Genomic DNA, 16,892 nt, shown 5'->3' with positions numbered 1-16,892 from the left:
CACAAAATCTATCGTAATCATAAACTGATAAATGTTAATTATAACCTTTTATCCTAAATATTCCAATAGATAGTTTAGAAGTCTTTTTTGAAACTGGCCTTCCTATTACTTTATCATCTTTAGTTTTTTATTTTGTAAAACGGTGCCAATTCTTTAATCACTAAATAAAACATGTTATTACTTCTCTTTCTATAAGTAATAACATTTTCTACTTATAAACCACTTAACAAATTTGCTTCCAACTAGCATCCTTCACATCTTCGCTAGCCGGCTTTCTAACTAATCCCACACAACATTCCTCGCAAGCACCAAATGCAATGAAATTTTTCTGCGCTTGTCTTAACGGGGGCTTATTTGCTCCGCCTTCATAGTCATGATCGTTAAACTGAACAGGATCATCTTCCCAATAACATATGTTACAAATTTCATATGTGCCGGGTGGTTCTTCTTCTAATGTTTTATCCCGCATTAACGGGCAGTAAAACTCCCACCTCAAAATTCAGCTAGAACAAAGGAGTTAGGCGGAAGATCAACTGCCCATAAATGCCCGATTGGTTCAACTAATAATCAGTGGGGAATGAACAAAATCCCCACTGATTAAAGTTTCACTTTATATCCGCAGCATGGACACGTGTATTTCATTTTGTCACTCCATTATTAACTTATTTTTTTCTCCCATATATTCCGGTTCACAAAAAATGTAACAGCGCAAATCATAGTTATCCCCATGAAATACATCATTTGAAGAGTACGAACTTCTTCATATGCTGCTGGAACTCCTACCATTACAGACAAAAAGATAAAAACAATACTAAAAGCTAAAAGTAGATATAATAATAAAGATATAATATAGCTTAATTTAAATCGTAAAATGATACTTCTAAACAATAGCTCACCAAGTAGACAGCCACCTAAAATAATAGGTGCTCCAAAATACAATGTAAGGACTCCCATTTGCGAAGTAGATTGAATTACCTTTCCAAGTATGTTCGGCGAAGTCATCTCATTATTTTTTCCCATCCTATCATATAAATCAAGTACCGTTACTGAAATAAAGAAACTTAATATAGAAAATGAATACGGAATTAAAAATTTGCTCACTCTCATTCACCTCACCTTTTCCTTTACATATATTATTCATTATTTTCTATCATTTTTACATAAAAAAATAACCCTCTATGATAAAACATAGAGGGAAGAATTTCTATATAAAGTGAAACTTTAATCAGTGGGGGTTTTGTTCATCCCCCACTGATTATCAGCCCGCACCAATAGGAGTTTTACTGCCCACAAATAGCGGGATAAAAACCTATACCTCATCCTGAAGTGACCCCCGAAAAACAGAACACATATCAAAACACCTAAACCATCTGTTCCCTATATTCTTTAGGGGATAAGTGGTTTAGGTGTTTATTAGAAGGTAGTACCTTCTTTTTTATAATATTCTTTTGAAATCTCTTCATAAAATGCTGCCGATGTCGCGTAGAAATAAGGTGCTAACCATAAGAAACCGATTCCTAAGGTAAGAATACTTAAAAGGAACCAGCCAAGGAAACTTAAGCATAGTAAAAAGTAATCCATTTTATGTCCATTCATCATACGGCGACTTTCGGTAATTGCTTGATTCGCTGTGTATTCTGGATGATCATTCAAAATAAAATACGTCATAGAATAAGAAAATGATTTAATAATACCCGGAATAATAAGAAGTAATGTCCATAGAATCAAGTATACATACATTAATAAATATGTTAAAAACGACTTCATAAGCTTACTTCCATCGCTAAACCATCTAAATATATGACCGATGCGAACACTAGTCCCACGGATTGCATTTAAAACAAGATAATAGGCGCCTATTGTTAACGGACCGATAACAAGCATTGCAATAATACTTACTGTAAGCGAATCACTTGCTTCTTTCCAACCCCAAAACATCGAGAAAACACCTGTGATTAGAAGTTCAACAGCTCCAATAAGGATTCCAAGTAATAGGGTTGCACCTACCGCTAATCCCCATTTTCCTTTTAATGCATCAAGTGCTTCTCTTTTCAACTGACTTATCATATATAACCTCCTACTATTATTTCTATATTAGTATACCATTTATATCAAAAATTTCACGAATTTTCCTGAAATAGAAGGATACAACCTTTTTTCTGATACGTATTGAGAAATGTGATCTGTATTTGCACCCATATATAAATTACACTAAAGAAAACCTAGTCCAATTGCAAACTATTCATTTTTCTATAACAAAAAAGCCTGCCTTTCATACTAGGCAAGCCTTTTCAAATTAATTCTCACTTATTCTCTTCTTATACCAATCCTGCATTCTCTCCGCATCTTCTACTCTCGTATGCTCTAGTTTATAATTCGATGATGCACTAGAAAACGTATACGTACATAAATCCGCTCGGCGCTGGAAATATGATTGTGTTTTTTCAATTGATTGGACGTGTCTTCTTCTTACAAGTCCTGTATGTTTCCCAATACTACGATGTACCATTGTAATTTGCTCTCCGGTTACACCATAACCGTTTGTTTTAAATGTTGCGTATCCAAGTGTAAAGATGAGGATAGCGAGCGGTAATAACGCCCACATGATGAAATACTTTTCAAAGTATATGATTATTCCTGTAAGCGGGATTGCGAGCATTGCGAAGAATATAAAACTATCAATTAAGTAACGACGCAGCGCTGCTTTTGGTAATGAAATAATGTTTGTATTTAGTTCATATGGTAATTGTAAATGAGCGAGTAACTGTTGCACACGATCTTTTCGAATGATTGGATGTAGTGTAACTTTTTCCTCTTTCCCCTCACTTTGAATGACTTCTACTTGCACGGCACAATAACCGAATGGTTGGCGTAAAATGCCTTCTTTTATTGTAATCCCTTGAATACGATGTAACTTTAGTACGAGTTCTTTTTTCTCAATTAAGCCTTGTGAAATGCGTACCTCATCATTTTTTCGATTTACTGTGAAATTACCATGTTTTAACGCATATCCAATTGTGGATATAATCCAAGAAACGACGAGCAAAATGGCTACCATGTAAATCCAGCCGTATATATCATGATCCATTACATACGACTCTACGCTATTTTTTATCCATTTCGGAATGTACTCATCCACTTGGTTATAAACGACAAATATTAAAGAGAATAATAATCCAAATTGACCAGATGTAATAGACGCTAATAAAATTTCTTTCCACGTTAACTTGTACTCTGTCGCTTGTTTTTCCTCTGTAATAATTTCTGTTTCTACTACTTCTTCTAATGTTTCTTCTGCTTTCACTTCTGGCGTTGGCTCATTTAGCATTGCAATAAGCTCAGTCGCCTCTTCTATTGTAATACCAGCTAAGCTAACTTCTGCATCATCGCCTCCGCCAGCTGTTTCGATTTTAATTTTCTTTAGTCCTAACACTTGATACAGCATGCCTGAACTCGTATTAATCGTTTGGACACGTTCTTTATTTAAGTAGCTCTCCTTCTTCACAAAGAGCCCTTGTTTCACATGTAATACGTTATTTTCAACCCAGTATGTTGTGTAATACCATTTTTCAAATGCTGAAAAAATAGTGAGTAAACCGAATCCAGCGGGAATTAAATACCAAAATGGGAACTTTCCGTTTAAACTAAACATGAAAATAATTAATGGTATAAAATCTGTTAATTTTAATTCTAATAACATCGTGATTGGATGCTGCCTCTTATACATCCTCATCACTCACTTTCGCTAATTCTGCGATTCTCGTTTTCAGCATTTCAGCTTCATACATCGTTAAGCCGGGAATGCTATGAGAAGTTGCTGCCGTTGAAATATGTAATTCTGCTAATCCATGTTTTCTCATAATTGGCCCTTGTTCAATTGTAACGTGCTGTACACGAATCATCGGTACTAATACGCGCTTTACAACGAAAAGACCGTGCTGAATTTCAAGCTCTTCTTCATTTAATTGATAGCTATAATAACGTTGACGCAGTTTCGGGAATACGAAGTACGAAAATGGTGCTAGCGCAACTGTTAACCCAACCATCACATACAAAATCCACGCCCACCAATCAAACTTTATCATGAGGAAAAGGTATACTAAGATGACGAGAATACCTATCCCTTCTTCAATTACAGCACGAATTTTCCACACCTTGACCATGTCAGGATGAATTTCATTTTTCAATGGATCCATGTAACCACTCCAAATCTATTAATCTAATATATGAATTGTCTCAATCTACATTTTACATAACTTTACATAAAATTGAAAATTTATTATTTATTCCCCCTTCATTACGTTTTTCACATTTTGAATCCAAATTTCTTTATACTTTAACTGAAATCCTATTAATATGTAATTACTCATATTATCAATAACGAGCGCTAACGTATGCGCGTTTTCTTCTGTTGCATGTTGTGACACAACACCAAGTTCCACACCTTGCTTTAATAAATCGTGGAATCCATTTAAGAAATCTTCTTGTATTTCAAATAAGCGTTTCTGGTATTTTTCATTTCGCGTCGCAGTTACGATGAATTCATTTATAACGCGTAATATGCCTTCTTGACCTCTATACTCCGACAACATATGTAAACCATCTTCGATTAACTTTTCTGCAAAGTTTTCTTTCGTATATTGTTCTTTAACGAAGTAACCCGCGAATTGATATTCAGAAAAAATCTCTTCAAATAAAAAATCAACTAGTGCTTCTTTAGACGGAAAATGATAATAAATAGCGGGCTTTGATATGCCTACTTCTTTCGCAATCATTGAAAGACTCATCTTCTCAATGCCATGCTCTGCCATCAGTTTAAATGATGCCTCTACAATGTTGTGCGATGTTTGTAAATTTTTTGTCATACTATACCTCCTCTATTTTTACTTACCGGTCGGTAAATAAATTGTAAAATGAAAAGGAATGATTTGCAAGTTAATTAGAGTTTTAAAAGGAACTTCTTGATGAACCTAGAAAAATATAAAGTAAAAACAATGTATAACGATAAGGAGGATTTTCATATGGGATCTGGCGGTAAAGGTGGTAGCGGCGGTGGTGAAGATGGTAAGAGCGGTAGTAGTGGGCTTTTATTACTCATTCTGCTCTTTATCGTATTCATTATAATTGGAGCTAGTTATAGTGTGCTTAGCTTCTAAGAAAAGACACAATTCAGTTAGTTATAGTAGCGTAGAAAACTGAAACAGATTACATTTTTCCTTTATAGGATTTCTCCACCAGTTGCCTGCCAGCTACTAGGCGACTGGGCACACAAAATAAAAAGCCCCGGTTATATTTAACAGCCAGCGCTTTCTATTTTCAGTATTCTTATAATGCTTCAGCTATATTTCGCGCTCTGTCGCAAACGTAAATCATTATTGATCATCCACAATAATATAGGCTGTTCTAATTGGTCCATGTACACCTACGACAAGATTCATTTCAATATCCGCGCTATTTGACGGACCAGAAACGAAATTCACACAAGCCGGCAGTTTTTCTCCCGCTTTATTTTGATCATGAATCAGTTTTGTAGCATGGGTTAATCTTGGTACAATCGTACTTTTGGGAACAATTGCAATGTATGACTCTGGAAGCAGACTAACATGTCTTCCTTTTAACCCATCATTAAATAGCACAACGGTTCCTGATTCTGCCAGAGTCATATCACTGAACGTAATGCCAAGGTCGGCAGCTTTCGCAAATGCTATGTCCTCTTCTTTATGATCTAATCCCCATGTACGAAAATGTGTTGTACCTTCATTGCTGAAACATGGCGTAAGACCATACTCATTAAAGCGCTCATCATTCGAACATATAACAGATTTGATATTCCATTCTTTTATAAAAGACCCCAATGTTTCAACAAGATTTTCCGTTGTTGTTCGCTTTACTTCTGTATGAATTACTTCGCAGTGCTCTATTAACTTTAATACAAGTTCGTCTTGCGAAAGTCCGTCAAAAACATTCCACTGCGGGGAAAAAGACCAGTTCGGTTTTTTCACTGCTTCTGGACGTTTTCTACCAAGCTTTTCTGATAATTGGAGTAAAAATTCCTCACGATTTTGGATGGCCATCATCGTTCTCCTTTACGTGTTTTTTAAACCACTCTCGAAACGGTTGTTTTTTCGGAACTGGAAAATCTCTCGCGTCCGTCCAAGCTTTTAACGGTCCAATGCCGCGCTCAATCTTATCTCCTTTTGCGAGAGGTTTTAATGCATAGGGAGCGCTCTTCGCTGCAAAAGAAAATAATTTAGGACTCTTCACCGCTTTTTCAAAACCTTTCATAGCCACGTTCCAAGCTACAGGTGATTGTTTTTCTTCTACAATGCGGCTGCGGTGTTTAATTAATAAGTCATGTAACGGGATTTTCACTGGACACGCTTCTGTACAAGCACCACAAAGGCTAGATGCATAAGGCAAATCCTTATATTCATCATATCCCCCTAAAAGCGGTGTTAACACAGCTCCAATTGGTCCTGGATAAATAGAGCCATATGCATGTCCACCAATATGCCTGTATACAGGACACACATTAATACATGCCGCGCAACGAATGCACTGAAGGACACTTTGGAATTCTGTTCCTACAATATCGGAACGACCATTATCAACAATGACTAAATGAAATTCCTCAGGTCCATCTGTCCCGCCAGGCTCAGTTAACCCTGTAATATAACTTGTTAACTTTTGTCCTACAGAACTTCGGCAGAGTAGTGTTACTAAAACATCAAGCTCTTCCCATGTCGGAACAATACGTTCCATCCCCATAACTGTAATCAACGTTTTCGGAAGTGTCGTAGTAAGCCTTGCATTTCCTTCGTTCGCTACGATAGAAATTGACCCAGATTCTGCAACAGCAAAGTTACATCCAGTCACCCCTATATCCGCTGCAAAAAAATCATCACGTATATACGATCTTACAAACCTCGCCATTTCCGTCGGATCAGATGTTCCCGTATAATCTAACTTTGTTTTAAATATTTCACAAATGTGTTCTTTATCCTTGTGAAGACACGGAACAACAATATGTGACGGCGGATCATGGTCGTTCACTTGTAGAATAAATTCAGCAAGATCTGTTTCTAACACTTCCGCTCCAGCTTCTTCAATCGCTTCATTTAAACTGATTTCTTCCGTTACCATAGATTTTGATTTCACAATTTTTTTCGCGTTTTTCTTTTTTACAATCCCTTTTACATATTCCCTTGCGTCTTCTGCAGTCTTTGCGAAATAAACAAAACCACCGTTTTTCTCAATATTTTCACTCAGCTCATATAAATAATAATCAAGGTTTTCTAATGTATGCTTTCGAATTTCTTCTCCTAAAGCTCGCCATTCTTCCCAGTTTCCAAGACTCTCAGTAGCTTTTAATTTCTTGATTCTAAGACCATCTTGCGCTTTCCTGACAGCCTGTCGCATAAATGGATCCCCAATGCCTGTTTTAGTACGCTTATGAAAGGGATCGTTCCCAATTTTCATTCCCATCTCTATATCCCCCCTTGTTTTCGATCTTCATTTAATACTTGAGCAATATGTTTTACATCAATTGGATAACCATTGCGTGTTAAACGTCCTTTTATATTCATTAAGCAGCTACAATCCATCCCAATTAACACTTCCGCACCGGTTTCCATAATATGCTTTACTTTTTCCTCAACCATTTGCTCAGAAATTTCTGGCATTTTCACTGAGAATGTGCCCCCAAATCCGCAGCAATCATAATTATGCGGCAGTGAAACAACTTCCAGTCCCTTTACACATTTTAATAATTTTTGCGGTGGTTCCTTAATCCCCATTAATCGGCTCATGTGACAAGATGTATGAACCGTTGCTTTTTTATGAAGCTCCGCACCTAAGTCTTCTTTCCCTAATACTTCCACAAGAAATTGTGTGAACTCATATGTTTTATTTCCAAGTTCAGTAGCTTTTTTCTTCCACTCCGCTTCACTTTCAGAAAATAAGCTAGAAAACTCGTGAACCATCATAGCGCAAGAGCCCGATGGTGCCACAACATATTCTGAACTAGCAAAGGCTTCAATCATATGTTTTGCAGCTGTTTTTGTTTCTTTAACATACCCGCTATTATAAGCTGGTTGTCCGCAGCAAGTTTGAGTTTTAGGAAAATCCACTTCACACCCTAAATCTTCAAGAATTTCCACAACATCTCTTCCTACTTCTGGATAAAAAACATCTGCAACACAAGTAATAAATATTGATACTTTCATATTTGCACCCCTAAATACAGTAAAGTAACTTTATAGACAAATCTACCTTCTCTGTATATTATTGGTAAAAAACAAAAAAATATGAATAGAAATAGCAAAAAAAGACTCTCAAATTTGAGCATAGCCATCAACTTAAAAAATGCATTGTCCCCAAAACGAAAAAAACGAGTTGAATTCACATAAATAACTGTAAAAAAATTAAAAATTTTGTTTAGAGGGTACTTAAAGACCTTAGCTTGATGGGCATGGGGTATCGCCACACGACTAGCCAGCACTCACACCCAAAAACAGGAGGGAATGATAAAATGTAGTTTTAGGAGGGGAAAGGATGAAAAATGTACATAGATGGTTAAATTATTTTGGTTTTATATGTGTGTGCATGTCTAGCTTCGGTTTTGTTTCTCGTTGGATTTTTCGTGATGTGATTGCACTCGATCAATTACTTGTTTTGAGTATAGGAATTATTATTTTAATAACAGCGTTTTTTGTAAAACGTTGTAGTAAAGAGTTACGTGGTGATAAAGGTTAATCGCTCTAAATGTAGTTTTAGAATTTCGCAATCGGACCATATTGTTGAATAAGACTTATTGAATAATGACAGTTTATTTTAAGAAAGTAGATCGATAATATAGTAAATAATACTTTCCTTGACCCTGTACTATGGTACAGGGTTTATACTTTATATGAGGTGCGATAGATGCAATATCTTATTGGAGGACTGGCTGAAAAGTGTGGCGTTAACACGGAGACCATTCGATACAAATGGTCGATCGCAATGAAGCAAAGTGCGGTGACATATATGATTTCACTGTTCTTAAATTAGAGGACATCCAACGTAAAATTCAAGAACTAAAAAAAAATTAAACAATATGTGAAAAATGGACTTACTCCTAATCCAGTAGAGCTTATTCGCGAAAACATAAGAGAAAACCGATGTGGTTGTGAAGTAAACAATCCACAAGGTAGTTGTTGTTTAGGCAATGTTATAACTTACATTAGAAAAATGTCATTAGGAACTTAAATGTTTCTTTTTTTCACCAAAATACTTGGTGCTATTTCAAAATCTCAGGTTGATGGGCATGTGACGGTGCCTCATGCTCACCAAGCTAGTTAGTGTATGTTAAGTAAACCTTATGGATTTGTATATCTCATCCATCCACTTTCAGATTGTTTCGCTTTATACTTCCCATAAGACAGAAGCTTCATTGCCGAGCGATTGGCCGCATGAAAAACCAAGTTCAGCTTCCATTCTTCCTCCATTTCACTGGGATAGGTGGTGGATTCATAAACATAATAACCCGCCATGATACAGGGGACTACTTGCTCCGGTTCAAATCCATAAGCAGTTGCATCATCCACAACCAAATCAATGATGCATCGGTTTCCATCTTTAACTTTTTTCTGGAGTAATTTTTTTACCGATCCTGGTACTAATTCTAATATTTTATCCTTCATGTCAGTCACCTCATCTTTTATCATGTCCAGATAGCCTGGGGATATGTGTCAAACAGCATGAAATTCCAACCGTAATTGCACAGGTTTAACAAGATCTTAAGGACTATATCACCCTAAAAGGGAAAATGGCTTTAAATACAAGAAATCTGGTGAGACAGGGAGAAACGTATTCGTTCATTTTGCAGTCGATTGGAACGAAACAATTTAAATGTAGGAAAACGTGTCGTGTCTAAAGTGGACAACCTATGTTTCTATGATTCTCCATATTGGCAGGATAATAATGTTGTAGGCATCTGTAGATGCAAGATTAGGATTTACTATAGACGCAAAAGTAACTGTCAATGGATCCACAATATAAAATACACAACAGCAAAGGCAAAACTAAAAGGCATGAGCCCTCGTACAATACCGGACCCATGCCCAAGAAGCTTCCTAATGAAATAACGTGTCTAACTTTTAGATATCATTTTGTGGCCATGAAACAAAGTTTAATAAAAGGATGATTTAATTGAATATAGAAAAAGCGTGTTTTGAACAATCTTTTTTCGAACCACGCTTTTTTTATTTGCTCTTTTATCAAGGTTTATTAAGTTAATTTAATCAAACTTTATTCCAAGTAAAGCATCTTTGGCTAGATAACCACCTTTACACTGATTTCGCCATCGCTCTACTGAATATCAAGTTCACTGCAATCACGATGACTGCACCGATAAGGGTTGCAAATACACGGTCGAACAGAATGATAAACTGGAACGGCTTGCCGGCTTCCATGATCAAAATAATGAGTGGGATCATGGTTGCAGAGTATACAAGATAATTTCGAACCTTTAGAAGAGGTCGAACACCTGCAAATAGCCCGATACTTATAACTAACCCCCAAATTGGTAGACTAGTTGCGAGAAGCAAGCTCGCAACAATCACGCCGATTACTGTACCAAGCACTCGTTGTGTTGTTTTGATTGGAAAGAGTTCTATTTTCCGCTGAGTAAGGATCGCTACGGTAATTGCAATCCAATAGAAGTGGTGCTCGGGCCAAAGTATTCGCAATCCCTCAGCTATACCTAGACATAATGCGAGCCTGATTGGGAATTGCCAACCGGATAGGTGTGCAAGAGAATTCCGCCATAGAATGATTTTTTTCGATGTTGGCCCTTTCACATCTCCATCCAGCGATGATTTATAACAACGGTGTACCCAGATGCCTAGCACCAAGCTGATACTGACGGTCCAAATCGCCCCTGCTAAGATTGAAAAAATTAGTTCCATCCGGTACTCCGTCTGGTCGACCATGTTGAGGATGATGATCAGGAATACGACAAAGCGTGTTGTTGCCACCGCCAAGGCACGACTATATCCGCCAATTAACGCAGCAAGGCTTACCAGCAGGATCAAGACTCCAAATGTCAGATAGCCATGTCCGAAAGAGAGAACAGCAGCAATCGCAGCGAGAACTACTGATAGCAGCGCTGATGCCAACTTTTTCCCGTGATTTATAAAACTCGAACCGACTTTCACGCTACTGACTGCCAAACTGCCGACCGATGCAGCAAAACCAAGAGCGGGATAGCCTAGAACTGTGGCGAACAGAACAGGTCCGGCCATACCTATGCCGGCGGAAATGAGTTCTACTATTTCTACCTTGGTCTCCTTAGACCAAGAAAACACTTGAGCCCTATATGTCTTTACATTCATCTATAGCACCTCTTCCGACCCAAAGAGTAGGGTACAGTTTAATAATAGGCTCTTTCTTTAATCCATGGACATGTGGTGATACCTATGTCCACCAGGCTAATATTTTGAAGTATCCCCAAAATGAAAATTTTATCTTTCCAGAGTTATTTATAATAATTCAGCTCATTTTTTTCGATATGGGGAAATGCCAATTTCTTAAGTTGATGGCGATATGGCGAGACCCCACTTATAAGTAATTGATTAGAGGTGGTAAAGATATTGTTATGGTTTAATAAGATTTCCGTAAATATATTATAGGGACTGCGCTCCATTCCTTCATTCGTCAGGGAATAATAAATATAAATAAAAAAGAAGGCATCCTAAATGTGTAATTTAGGATACCTTCTTTTTTATAAAGCAAATTAATTTCTATTAAGCAAGCGCATACGATAACAATTCATCGTCACTTCCCCAAGCCTTTGCAATAATTGATAGTTCGCATACGCGCCGACCGGGGCACCGATGATCGGGACAAGCTGAAGCATTTTTGCTAAATCAATATAGTCTCGGTATTCTGTTTGGAACTTTTCCCAGTCCATATGATTTTCTTCTTCTGTATCCCACGTTTCAATTGCTTTCCATACTTCTTTTCTATGGTCATCACTCGAAAAAGCAAGTTGGAAAACGTGAAGAATAAAAAGGCGCTCTTCTTTTTTACTCGTATCAAATCCGTACAATGTTGCTGCATCGAATAAAAATTTTATTTTAATGGTAAGTAGAAGCGGAAAATCAGCAAGACCGAGGAGAATACCACCTGCTCCCGTTCCTGCTCCTTCTGCCGCTGCGACTTTTTTGTACTCATCCATTTTTTTACGTACTTCATCGTCTCGTCTTTGCAGTGACCAGTTCGTTTCTTTTAGCTTCGGTTTTATGAAGTTTGATCCAGCACTAATTGTTTGTACCATCATCCGAATCGTTTCTGTTAGTACCTTTTGCACTTTCGCCGGCACTAGTTGTTGCACTTTCACCTGCACTTTTTTAGAGAACCGTGTCATCATAGAAGAATCTTTCATGAATGTAGCTTTCCACTGCTCCAATTCTTTTATAACCTTCTCTTCATATGTAATCATAGGTTCATTCCCTTCAGTTTAAACGCTCAATGCGTTTCGCACCGTATTGATAAACGAAACCAATACTAAATAATATGCTTACGACAAATAAAATGCCGGTCATTATGAAATCTTTCGTCGCAAGTGCAAATATAACTGTAAATACAACGCTACCGATGATGAGAATCGCATTTAATAAAGTAAGAAAATCGTTCTTCTTCTCGTCTACCCCTACTGGATATAAATCAAGCCAAATTTTCATGCGGTGATGTTTCCAAAGGGTTAATAGCTGATAGCCGATTAAGTATAAGAAAATAAGACTTACGATAAAACGTCCATATAAAAATGGGATGAAGTAAAGAATGACTCCTCCAAGAACGAGTAAACGCATATATAAGCCGAAATAGTTACCTGATCTTAAAAACGTTCTCGTATATAAGTATAAATATGTACGTTTCTCACCAATTATCGAAAGAATGAAATCAAGCCATTTCCTACGTGATACTCTCTCTTTTAACGCTGGTACATCAACGAACATATTCGCAATGCGGTACAGCAGCATCATTTTTTTACCTTCTTCAGAAATTAGATACTCCCAGTTTAGCGGCTTTCCCTTCACCTTTTGATGCATAACAGCAAGGTATAGCGCCATAAGAAAAACAATTACACCGGTAAAAATGACTGAAGTACGTTCTACAAGGACGTACACAAATAAGCCGTTTAAGATAAAGCGAATGAACCAATCTGCTTTTTGAACGCTTTGATCTGTTAAAAATGATTTTTCCCACGCTACGAATAAATTCCACGCTTTTACAATGACGAACGCGATTACAATCCATATGTAAGCCGCTCCTGTTTGCTTCATTTGCTGGAAGTATAACGGGGCAAGCGCAGCGGCTACCATTGCGATTATGTATAACTGAATCATAAACGTAAAGAGAAATGCCTTTGTAAAGTAAGGCTTTAACTTTTCTTCAACTGGCAGTAAATACACAAGGTCTGCTTCTTTTAATAACGTTTGTATGGATCCAGCTGTTAATACGAGGCCAAGTAAAACTGCCATAACGACCGCTGTCGGAAACGATGGTGTTAACGTTTGTAACCATTGCTGGTAATAATACGCTCCTGCGCCGATGATAAATACGAAAATAAATTTCAAATGATCATTAAATACGTATTTACTATATGTACGAACTTCTTTTAGAAAGTGCCGAAATCGTTCTTTCCATAACGCTGTGCTATTCATAATCTTCTTCCTTTGTTAATGCAATGTAAATATCATCTAACGTTGCACCAGGCATGTTAAATTGTGATTGAAGTTCTGATAATGTTCCCATCGCCCTCACTTCACCTTGATGCAAAATAATGAATGAATCACAATAGCGCTCTGCTGTCGCTAAAATATGTGTACTCATTAAGATGCCCGCACCACTCTTTTTCATTTGATCCATCATTTGAAGAAGTGATTGAATCGCTAACGGATCAAGCCCGACGAAAGGTTCGTCCACAATGTACAGTGATGGTTCAACTAAAAATGCACTCATAATCATCACTTTTTGTTTCATCCCTTTTGAGAAATGAGACGGAAACCATTTTAAACGATTTTTCATGCGAAATTCTTGTAATAATTGTCCTACACGTTCTTCATATTGTTTTTCATCAACACCATACGCCATCGCTGTTAATTTCAAATGCTCTTCTAACGTTAACTCATCATATAATACTGGCGTTTCTGGAATGAAGGAGAAACTAGAACGGTACGCTGTCATATCATCACGAATTGTTTTTCCGTTAATTGTGACAGTTCCTTTTTTCGGCTCCATTAAACCGATGATATGTTTAATTGTCGTACTCTTCCCGGCTCCATTTAAACCGATTAAGCCGACAAGTTCGCCTTTATTAACAGAGAACGAAACATTTTGCAGTACAGGTCGTTTCGTATATCCTCCTGTAACATTTTCTACACGCAATAACTCGCTCATACGACACCACTTTCTTCATTTATATTCATTCACTTTTGTAAGAAATGTATATATTCATCTTACCAAAAATCATGGTGCACTACATAGTATCGATGTCTCCAAAAAAAAATTTAAATTTCTTCGCATATATTTTTACGAAAGCGGACATCATAATTAGTGAAGAAGGAACACACTTGAAAAAGCAACCACCAATTGATGAGTACAACAACATAGTGAAGTCATCATGAAATGGGGTGTCCAAATTGGACAATGAAATTTACACATAACCAGATAATTTGTTTCATTTTCGAAACGGGGTGTCTCCGAAAGAGCATATACTGTTTTAAAAAATAAACAATTTCATTTTTAAAAAGATTGCAATTCATTTCACTTGAAAATGGGGTGTCTACGGCAGAAACTTTAGCCGATTTACCGTGCATTTCTTATATAAATGAGGTGTCTGCGAACCGTAAATTATAAAAAAATGCTTTTTCAATCCCTCTTCAGAAAACAGGAAGCTGAGTCAGCTTCCTGTTTTTCGTGTTTGTTCTCCTATGTAATTATGGTAAAATACGGCTAAGACTATTTGAAAGGATGAGATTGATGAATCATACAGCGGACAATTGTATTTTTTGTAAAATCATTGACGGGCAAATCCCTTGCTCAAAAGTATACGAAGATGAACATGTACTTGCATTTTTAGATATTAGTCAAGTAACAAAAGGACATACTCTTGTTATTCCGAAAGTTCACAAACAAGACATTTTTGCGTTAACGCCAGAAATCGCATCACATATTTTTGCTGTCGTTCCAAAAATCGCAAATGCAATGAAAGCAGAATTTAATCCAGTTGGCTTCAACCTACTTAACAATAACGGCGAGAAAGCTGGACAAACTGTATTCCACTTCCACCTTCATTTAATTCCACGCTACGGTGAAAACGATGGTTTCGGTGCTGTTTGGAAATCACACCAAAATGAATATACAATGGAAAATTTACAAAACATCGCAAGTACAATTGCAAATAGTGTGAAATAGTGCCACTATAATAAGAAGTAATACATATCAAGCCGATTCCTCTGGCATTTATTGAATGGCTTATTTCTTCACCAAAAATGCCGGGGATATGATTTTTTGTGCATAGCATGTACAAGAGAGAAAAGCTCACTTTTCTTCCCCTTGTCTTAAAGATATGCACACTTTTATACATCATGAATACGAACGAAAAATAAGGAGGTTTCCTTTTATGTCAAAAGCTAAATCCTTTATTACAGGTGTACTTTGCGGCGGAGCAGTTGCTGGAATAGCCGTTCTTTTCTCAACTCCTTCTTCTGGTAAAGCTATGCGCGGTAAGCTGAAAGAAAAAGGAACTGATATTAAAAAGACATTAGCTGATATTACAGCTGATACAAAATTATTAAAGCGCCAAATCGTTGAAACTGCTTCAGAAGGTAAAGAAGTATTTCAAGAACTAAAAGACGATATGCAAGACACACTTTCTAACTGGAAACAAGATATTTCTCAAAACAAACGACATATTGAAAAAGAAATTTTAGACATTCAAAAGTCAATTGAGAAACTACAAGAAGCCGTTCCAGAAAAAGCGTAAACATATTCCTGCTTAGTTTTTTGCATATAACAAATATTTTTCACACGAATTGACCTTAACACGGCATATCACATAGATATGCCGTGTTTTTATGCATTTACAATATATGTTATCTCTTAACATGTAAAGAAAACACATGTATTCTTGACTCATAAACCGCTTCCATAGTTATGCATGATTTGTATAGAATGTTGTTTTTCCGAAAAATTTTCACAATTCTCACAAAAAGACTTTATTAATTTTTATTTTACTGGCATAATAGATAATAATGAAAAAAGAATGTTAAAGTGGGTGAGTAAATGAAAAGTGGAGAAAAAAATTACTCGGTAAAAGAAGCGATGATTTTCAGCCAACGTATTGCTCAATTATCGAAAGCGTTATGGAAATGCGTAGAGAAAGATTGGCAACAGTGGATTAAACCTTACGATTTAAACATTAATGAGCATCACATTTTAACCATCGCTTATCATTTAAAAGGGGCTTCTATTTCTGAGATTGCTAAATTTGGAGTTATGCACGTCTCAACAGCGTTTAACTTCTCTAAAAAGCTTGAAGAACGCGGCTATCTTGTATTCTCAAAAAAAGAAGATGATAAACGAAATACGTACATTGAAATTACAGACAAAGGGGAAGAATTACTACTTTGCTTAATGGAGGAGTATGATCCTGAAAATAATTCTGTTTTTAATGGGGCACTTGAACTTCGTAATTTTTACGGTAAGTTCCCAGAAAATATCGAACTGATTGCGATCCTGCGTAATATTTACGGACAAGACTTCATCGATATTTTTGAGAAATCATTAGAAGATATCGAGGAGAACTTTACGGAATCCGATCAAAAGTTAGTTAAGAAATAATCTAT

19 protein-coding genes and 2 pseudogenes are annotated in these 16,892 nt (G+C 36.6%); 7 read left to right on the top strand and 14 right to left on the bottom strand.

Going from position 1 to position 16,892, the window contains the following annotated elements; all coding sequences use genetic code 11:
* Positions 1-223: 223 nt before the first annotated feature.
* From JTF23_RS13260 to JTF23_RS13235, 6 genes are all read right to left on the bottom strand, one after another.
* Positions 224-469, bottom strand: a complete 246-nt coding sequence (locus JTF23_RS13260) for a CPCC family cysteine-rich protein (RefSeq protein ID WP_204208941.1) — start codon at positions 467-469, stop codon at positions 224-226.
* A gap of 188 nt (positions 470-657) precedes the next feature.
* Complete coding sequence (locus JTF23_RS13255) at positions 658-1,107, bottom strand: hypothetical protein (RefSeq protein ID WP_213020053.1); 450 nt, start codon at positions 1,105-1,107, stop codon at positions 658-660.
* A gap of 306 nt (positions 1,108-1,413) precedes the next feature.
* Positions 1,414-2,067 (bottom strand): DUF975 family protein, encoded by a 654-nt coding sequence (locus tag JTF23_RS13250; RefSeq protein WP_002158990.1) that lies wholly within the window; start codon positions 2,065-2,067, stop codon positions 1,414-1,416.
* A gap of 229 nt (positions 2,068-2,296) precedes the next feature.
* Positions 2,297-3,727 (bottom strand): PH domain-containing protein, encoded by a 1,431-nt coding sequence (locus JTF23_RS13245; protein WP_204208939.1) that lies wholly within the window; start codon positions 3,725-3,727, stop codon positions 2,297-2,299.
* Positions 3,720-4,196: a PH domain-containing protein gene (locus tag JTF23_RS13240; protein ID WP_000371347.1), complete on the bottom strand. Its 477-nt coding sequence runs from the start codon at positions 4,194-4,196 to the stop codon at positions 3,720-3,722. The genes JTF23_RS13245 and JTF23_RS13240 overlap by 8 nt, the downstream gene beginning before the upstream one ends.
* An 87-nt stretch (positions 4,197-4,283) precedes the next feature.
* A complete protein-coding gene (locus JTF23_RS13235; RefSeq protein ID WP_204208938.1) occupies positions 4,284-4,865 on the bottom strand; it encodes a TetR/AcrR family transcriptional regulator in 582 nt (193 codons plus the stop codon).
* Positions 4,866-5,021: 156 nt separating this feature from the next.
* On the opposite strand from JTF23_RS13235, the gene JTF23_RS13230 reads away from it, so the two are divergent.
* Positions 5,022-5,156 (top strand): sporulation protein YjcZ, encoded by a 135-nt coding sequence (locus JTF23_RS13230; RefSeq protein WP_100247421.1) that lies wholly within the window; start codon positions 5,022-5,024, stop codon positions 5,154-5,156.
* A gap of 216 nt (positions 5,157-5,372) precedes the next feature.
* Here JTF23_RS13230 and JTF23_RS13225 read toward each other — a convergent pair whose 3' ends face one another.
* From JTF23_RS13225 to JTF23_RS13215, 3 genes are read right to left on the bottom strand one after another with little or no spacing between them, the layout of a single operon-like run.
* Positions 5,373-6,074, bottom strand: a complete 702-nt coding sequence (locus JTF23_RS13225) for a LutC/YkgG family protein (protein ID WP_204208937.1) — start codon at positions 6,072-6,074, stop codon at positions 5,373-5,375.
* A complete protein-coding gene (locus tag JTF23_RS13220; protein WP_204208936.1) occupies positions 6,055-7,485 on the bottom strand; it encodes a LutB/LldF family L-lactate oxidation iron-sulfur protein in 1,431 nt (476 codons plus the stop codon). The genes JTF23_RS13225 and JTF23_RS13220 overlap by 20 nt, the downstream gene beginning before the upstream one ends.
* A 2-nt stretch (positions 7,486-7,487) precedes the next feature.
* The gene (locus tag JTF23_RS13215) at positions 7,488-8,225 is read right to left on the bottom strand and encodes a (Fe-S)-binding protein (protein ID WP_002158996.1); all 738 of its coding nucleotides are present in this window, start codon (positions 8,223-8,225) and stop codon (positions 7,488-7,490) included.
* A 328-nt stretch (positions 8,226-8,553) separates the two neighbouring features.
* Between JTF23_RS13215 and JTF23_RS13210 the strand changes: the two genes are divergently transcribed.
* Entirely contained in the window at positions 8,554-8,754 is a 201-nt protein-coding gene (locus tag JTF23_RS13210) for a hypothetical protein (RefSeq protein WP_002158997.1), read from the top strand.
* A gap of 324 nt (positions 8,755-9,078) precedes the next feature.
* Positions 9,079-9,246: pseudogene (locus JTF23_RS28470) on the top strand (bacterioferritin-associated ferredoxin); the annotation flags it as partial.
* Between the two features lie 110 nt (positions 9,247-9,356).
* Here the strand turns inward: JTF23_RS28470 and JTF23_RS13200 are convergent.
* Positions 9,357-9,680, bottom strand: coding sequence for a hypothetical protein (locus JTF23_RS13200; RefSeq protein ID WP_002146752.1), 324 nt, complete (start codon positions 9,678-9,680; stop codon positions 9,357-9,359).
* Positions 9,681-9,890: 210 nt separating this feature from the next.
* Between JTF23_RS13200 and JTF23_RS27790 the strand changes: the two are divergent.
* Positions 9,891-10,183: pseudogene (locus JTF23_RS27790) on the top strand (hypothetical protein); the annotation flags it as partial.
* Between the two features lie 142 nt (positions 10,184-10,325).
* Here JTF23_RS27790 and JTF23_RS13195 read toward each other — a convergent pair.
* From JTF23_RS13195 to ecsA, 4 genes are all read right to left on the bottom strand, one after another.
* Entirely contained in the window at positions 10,326-11,372 is a 1,047-nt protein-coding gene (locus JTF23_RS13195) for an FUSC family protein (protein WP_204208935.1), read from the bottom strand.
* A gap of 401 nt (positions 11,373-11,773) precedes the next feature.
* Positions 11,774-12,481, bottom strand: coding sequence for an ecs operon protein EcsC (gene ecsC, locus JTF23_RS13190; RefSeq protein ID WP_002030211.1), 708 nt, complete (start codon positions 12,479-12,481; stop codon positions 11,774-11,776).
* Between the two features lie 13 nt (positions 12,482-12,494).
* Positions 12,495-13,706, bottom strand: a complete 1,212-nt coding sequence (locus tag JTF23_RS13185; protein ID WP_204208934.1) for an ABC transporter permease — start codon at positions 13,704-13,706, stop codon at positions 12,495-12,497.
* Entirely contained in the window at positions 13,699-14,442 is a 744-nt protein-coding gene (ecsA, locus tag JTF23_RS13180) for an ABC transporter ATP-binding protein EcsA (protein ID WP_105586545.1), read from the bottom strand. Before ecsA ends, JTF23_RS13185 begins: the two co-directional genes overlap by 8 nt.
* A gap of 582 nt (positions 14,443-15,024) precedes the next feature.
* Here ecsA and JTF23_RS13175 point away from each other — a divergent pair.
* The 3 genes from JTF23_RS13175 to JTF23_RS13165 all read left to right on the top strand — a co-directional run bounded on the left by JTF23_RS13175 (position 15,025) and on the right by JTF23_RS13165 (position 16,887).
* Positions 15,025-15,459 (top strand): HIT family protein, encoded by a 435-nt coding sequence (locus JTF23_RS13175; RefSeq protein ID WP_001016832.1) that lies wholly within the window; start codon positions 15,025-15,027, stop codon positions 15,457-15,459.
* Positions 15,460-15,667: 208 nt separating this feature from the next.
* Positions 15,668-16,030: a YtxH domain-containing protein gene (locus tag JTF23_RS13170; RefSeq protein ID WP_002159008.1), complete on the top strand. Its 363-nt coding sequence runs from the start codon at positions 15,668-15,670 to the stop codon at positions 16,028-16,030.
* Between the two features lie 299 nt (positions 16,031-16,329).
* The gene (locus tag JTF23_RS13165; protein WP_002159009.1) at positions 16,330-16,887 is read left to right on the top strand and encodes an HTH-type transcriptional regulator Hpr; all 558 of its coding nucleotides are present in this window, start codon (positions 16,330-16,332) and stop codon (positions 16,885-16,887) included.
* The last annotated feature ends 5 nt before the right edge of the window (positions 16,888-16,892 follow it).

The sequence above is a fragment of the Bacillus sp. RIT 809 genome (genome assembly GCF_016892495.1).
Classification (GTDB): Bacteria; Bacillota; Bacilli; order Bacillales; family Bacillaceae_G; genus Bacillus_A; species Bacillus_A cereus_U.
Note: the sequence above shows the minus strand (reverse complement) of the source record. Positions and strands in the feature narration are given on the sequence as shown.

Coding starts and splice junctions, on each gene's coding strand:
- JTF23_RS13255 (WP_213020053.1), bottom strand. CDS start 1,107: ATGAGAGTGAGCAAATTTTTAATTCCGTATTCATTTTCTATATTAAGT.
- ecsA (WP_105586545.1), bottom strand. CDS start 14,442: ATGAGCGAGTTATTGCGTGTAGAAAATGTTACAGGAGGATATACGAAA.
- JTF23_RS13250 (WP_002158990.1), bottom strand. CDS start 2,067: ATGATAAGTCAGTTGAAAAGAGAAGCACTTGATGCATTAAAAGGAAAA.
- JTF23_RS13260 (WP_204208941.1), bottom strand. CDS start 469: ATGCGGGATAAAACATTAGAAGAAGAACCACCCGGCACATATGAAATT.
- JTF23_RS13175 (WP_001016832.1), top strand. CDS start 15,025: ATGAATCATACAGCGGACAATTGTATTTTTTGTAAAATCATTGACGGG.
- JTF23_RS13210 (WP_002158997.1), top strand. CDS start 8,554: ATGAAAAATGTACATAGATGGTTAAATTATTTTGGTTTTATATGTGTG.
- JTF23_RS13235 (WP_204208938.1), bottom strand. CDS start 4,865: ATGACAAAAAATTTACAAACATCGCACAACATTGTAGAGGCATCATTT.
- JTF23_RS13195 (WP_204208935.1), bottom strand. CDS start 11,372: ATGAATGTAAAGACATATAGGGCTCAAGTGTTTTCTTGGTCTAAGGAG.
- JTF23_RS13220 (WP_204208936.1), bottom strand. CDS start 7,485: ATGGGAATGAAAATTGGGAACGATCCCTTTCATAAGCGTACTAAAACA.
- JTF23_RS13200 (WP_002146752.1), bottom strand. CDS start 9,680: ATGAAGGATAAAATATTAGAATTAGTACCAGGATCGGTAAAAAAATTA.
- ecsC (WP_002030211.1), bottom strand. CDS start 12,481: ATGATTACATATGAAGAGAAGGTTATAAAAGAATTGGAGCAGTGGAAA.
- JTF23_RS13215 (WP_002158996.1), bottom strand. CDS start 8,225: ATGAAAGTATCAATATTTATTACTTGTGTTGCAGATGTTTTTTATCCA.
- JTF23_RS13185 (WP_204208934.1), bottom strand. CDS start 13,706: ATGAATAGCACAGCGTTATGGAAAGAACGATTTCGGCACTTTCTAAAA.
- JTF23_RS13230 (WP_100247421.1), top strand. CDS start 5,022: ATGGGATCTGGCGGTAAAGGTGGTAGCGGCGGTGGTGAAGATGGTAAG.
- JTF23_RS13165 (WP_002159009.1), top strand. CDS start 16,330: ATGAAAAGTGGAGAAAAAAATTACTCGGTAAAAGAAGCGATGATTTTC.
- JTF23_RS13240 (WP_000371347.1), bottom strand. CDS start 4,196: ATGGATCCATTGAAAAATGAAATTCATCCTGACATGGTCAAGGTGTGG.
- JTF23_RS13225 (WP_204208937.1), bottom strand. CDS start 6,074: ATGGCCATCCAAAATCGTGAGGAATTTTTACTCCAATTATCAGAAAAG.
- JTF23_RS13245 (WP_204208939.1), bottom strand. CDS start 3,727: ATGTATAAGAGGCAGCATCCAATCACGATGTTATTAGAATTAAAATTA.
- JTF23_RS13170 (WP_002159008.1), top strand. CDS start 15,668: ATGTCAAAAGCTAAATCCTTTATTACAGGTGTACTTTGCGGCGGAGCA.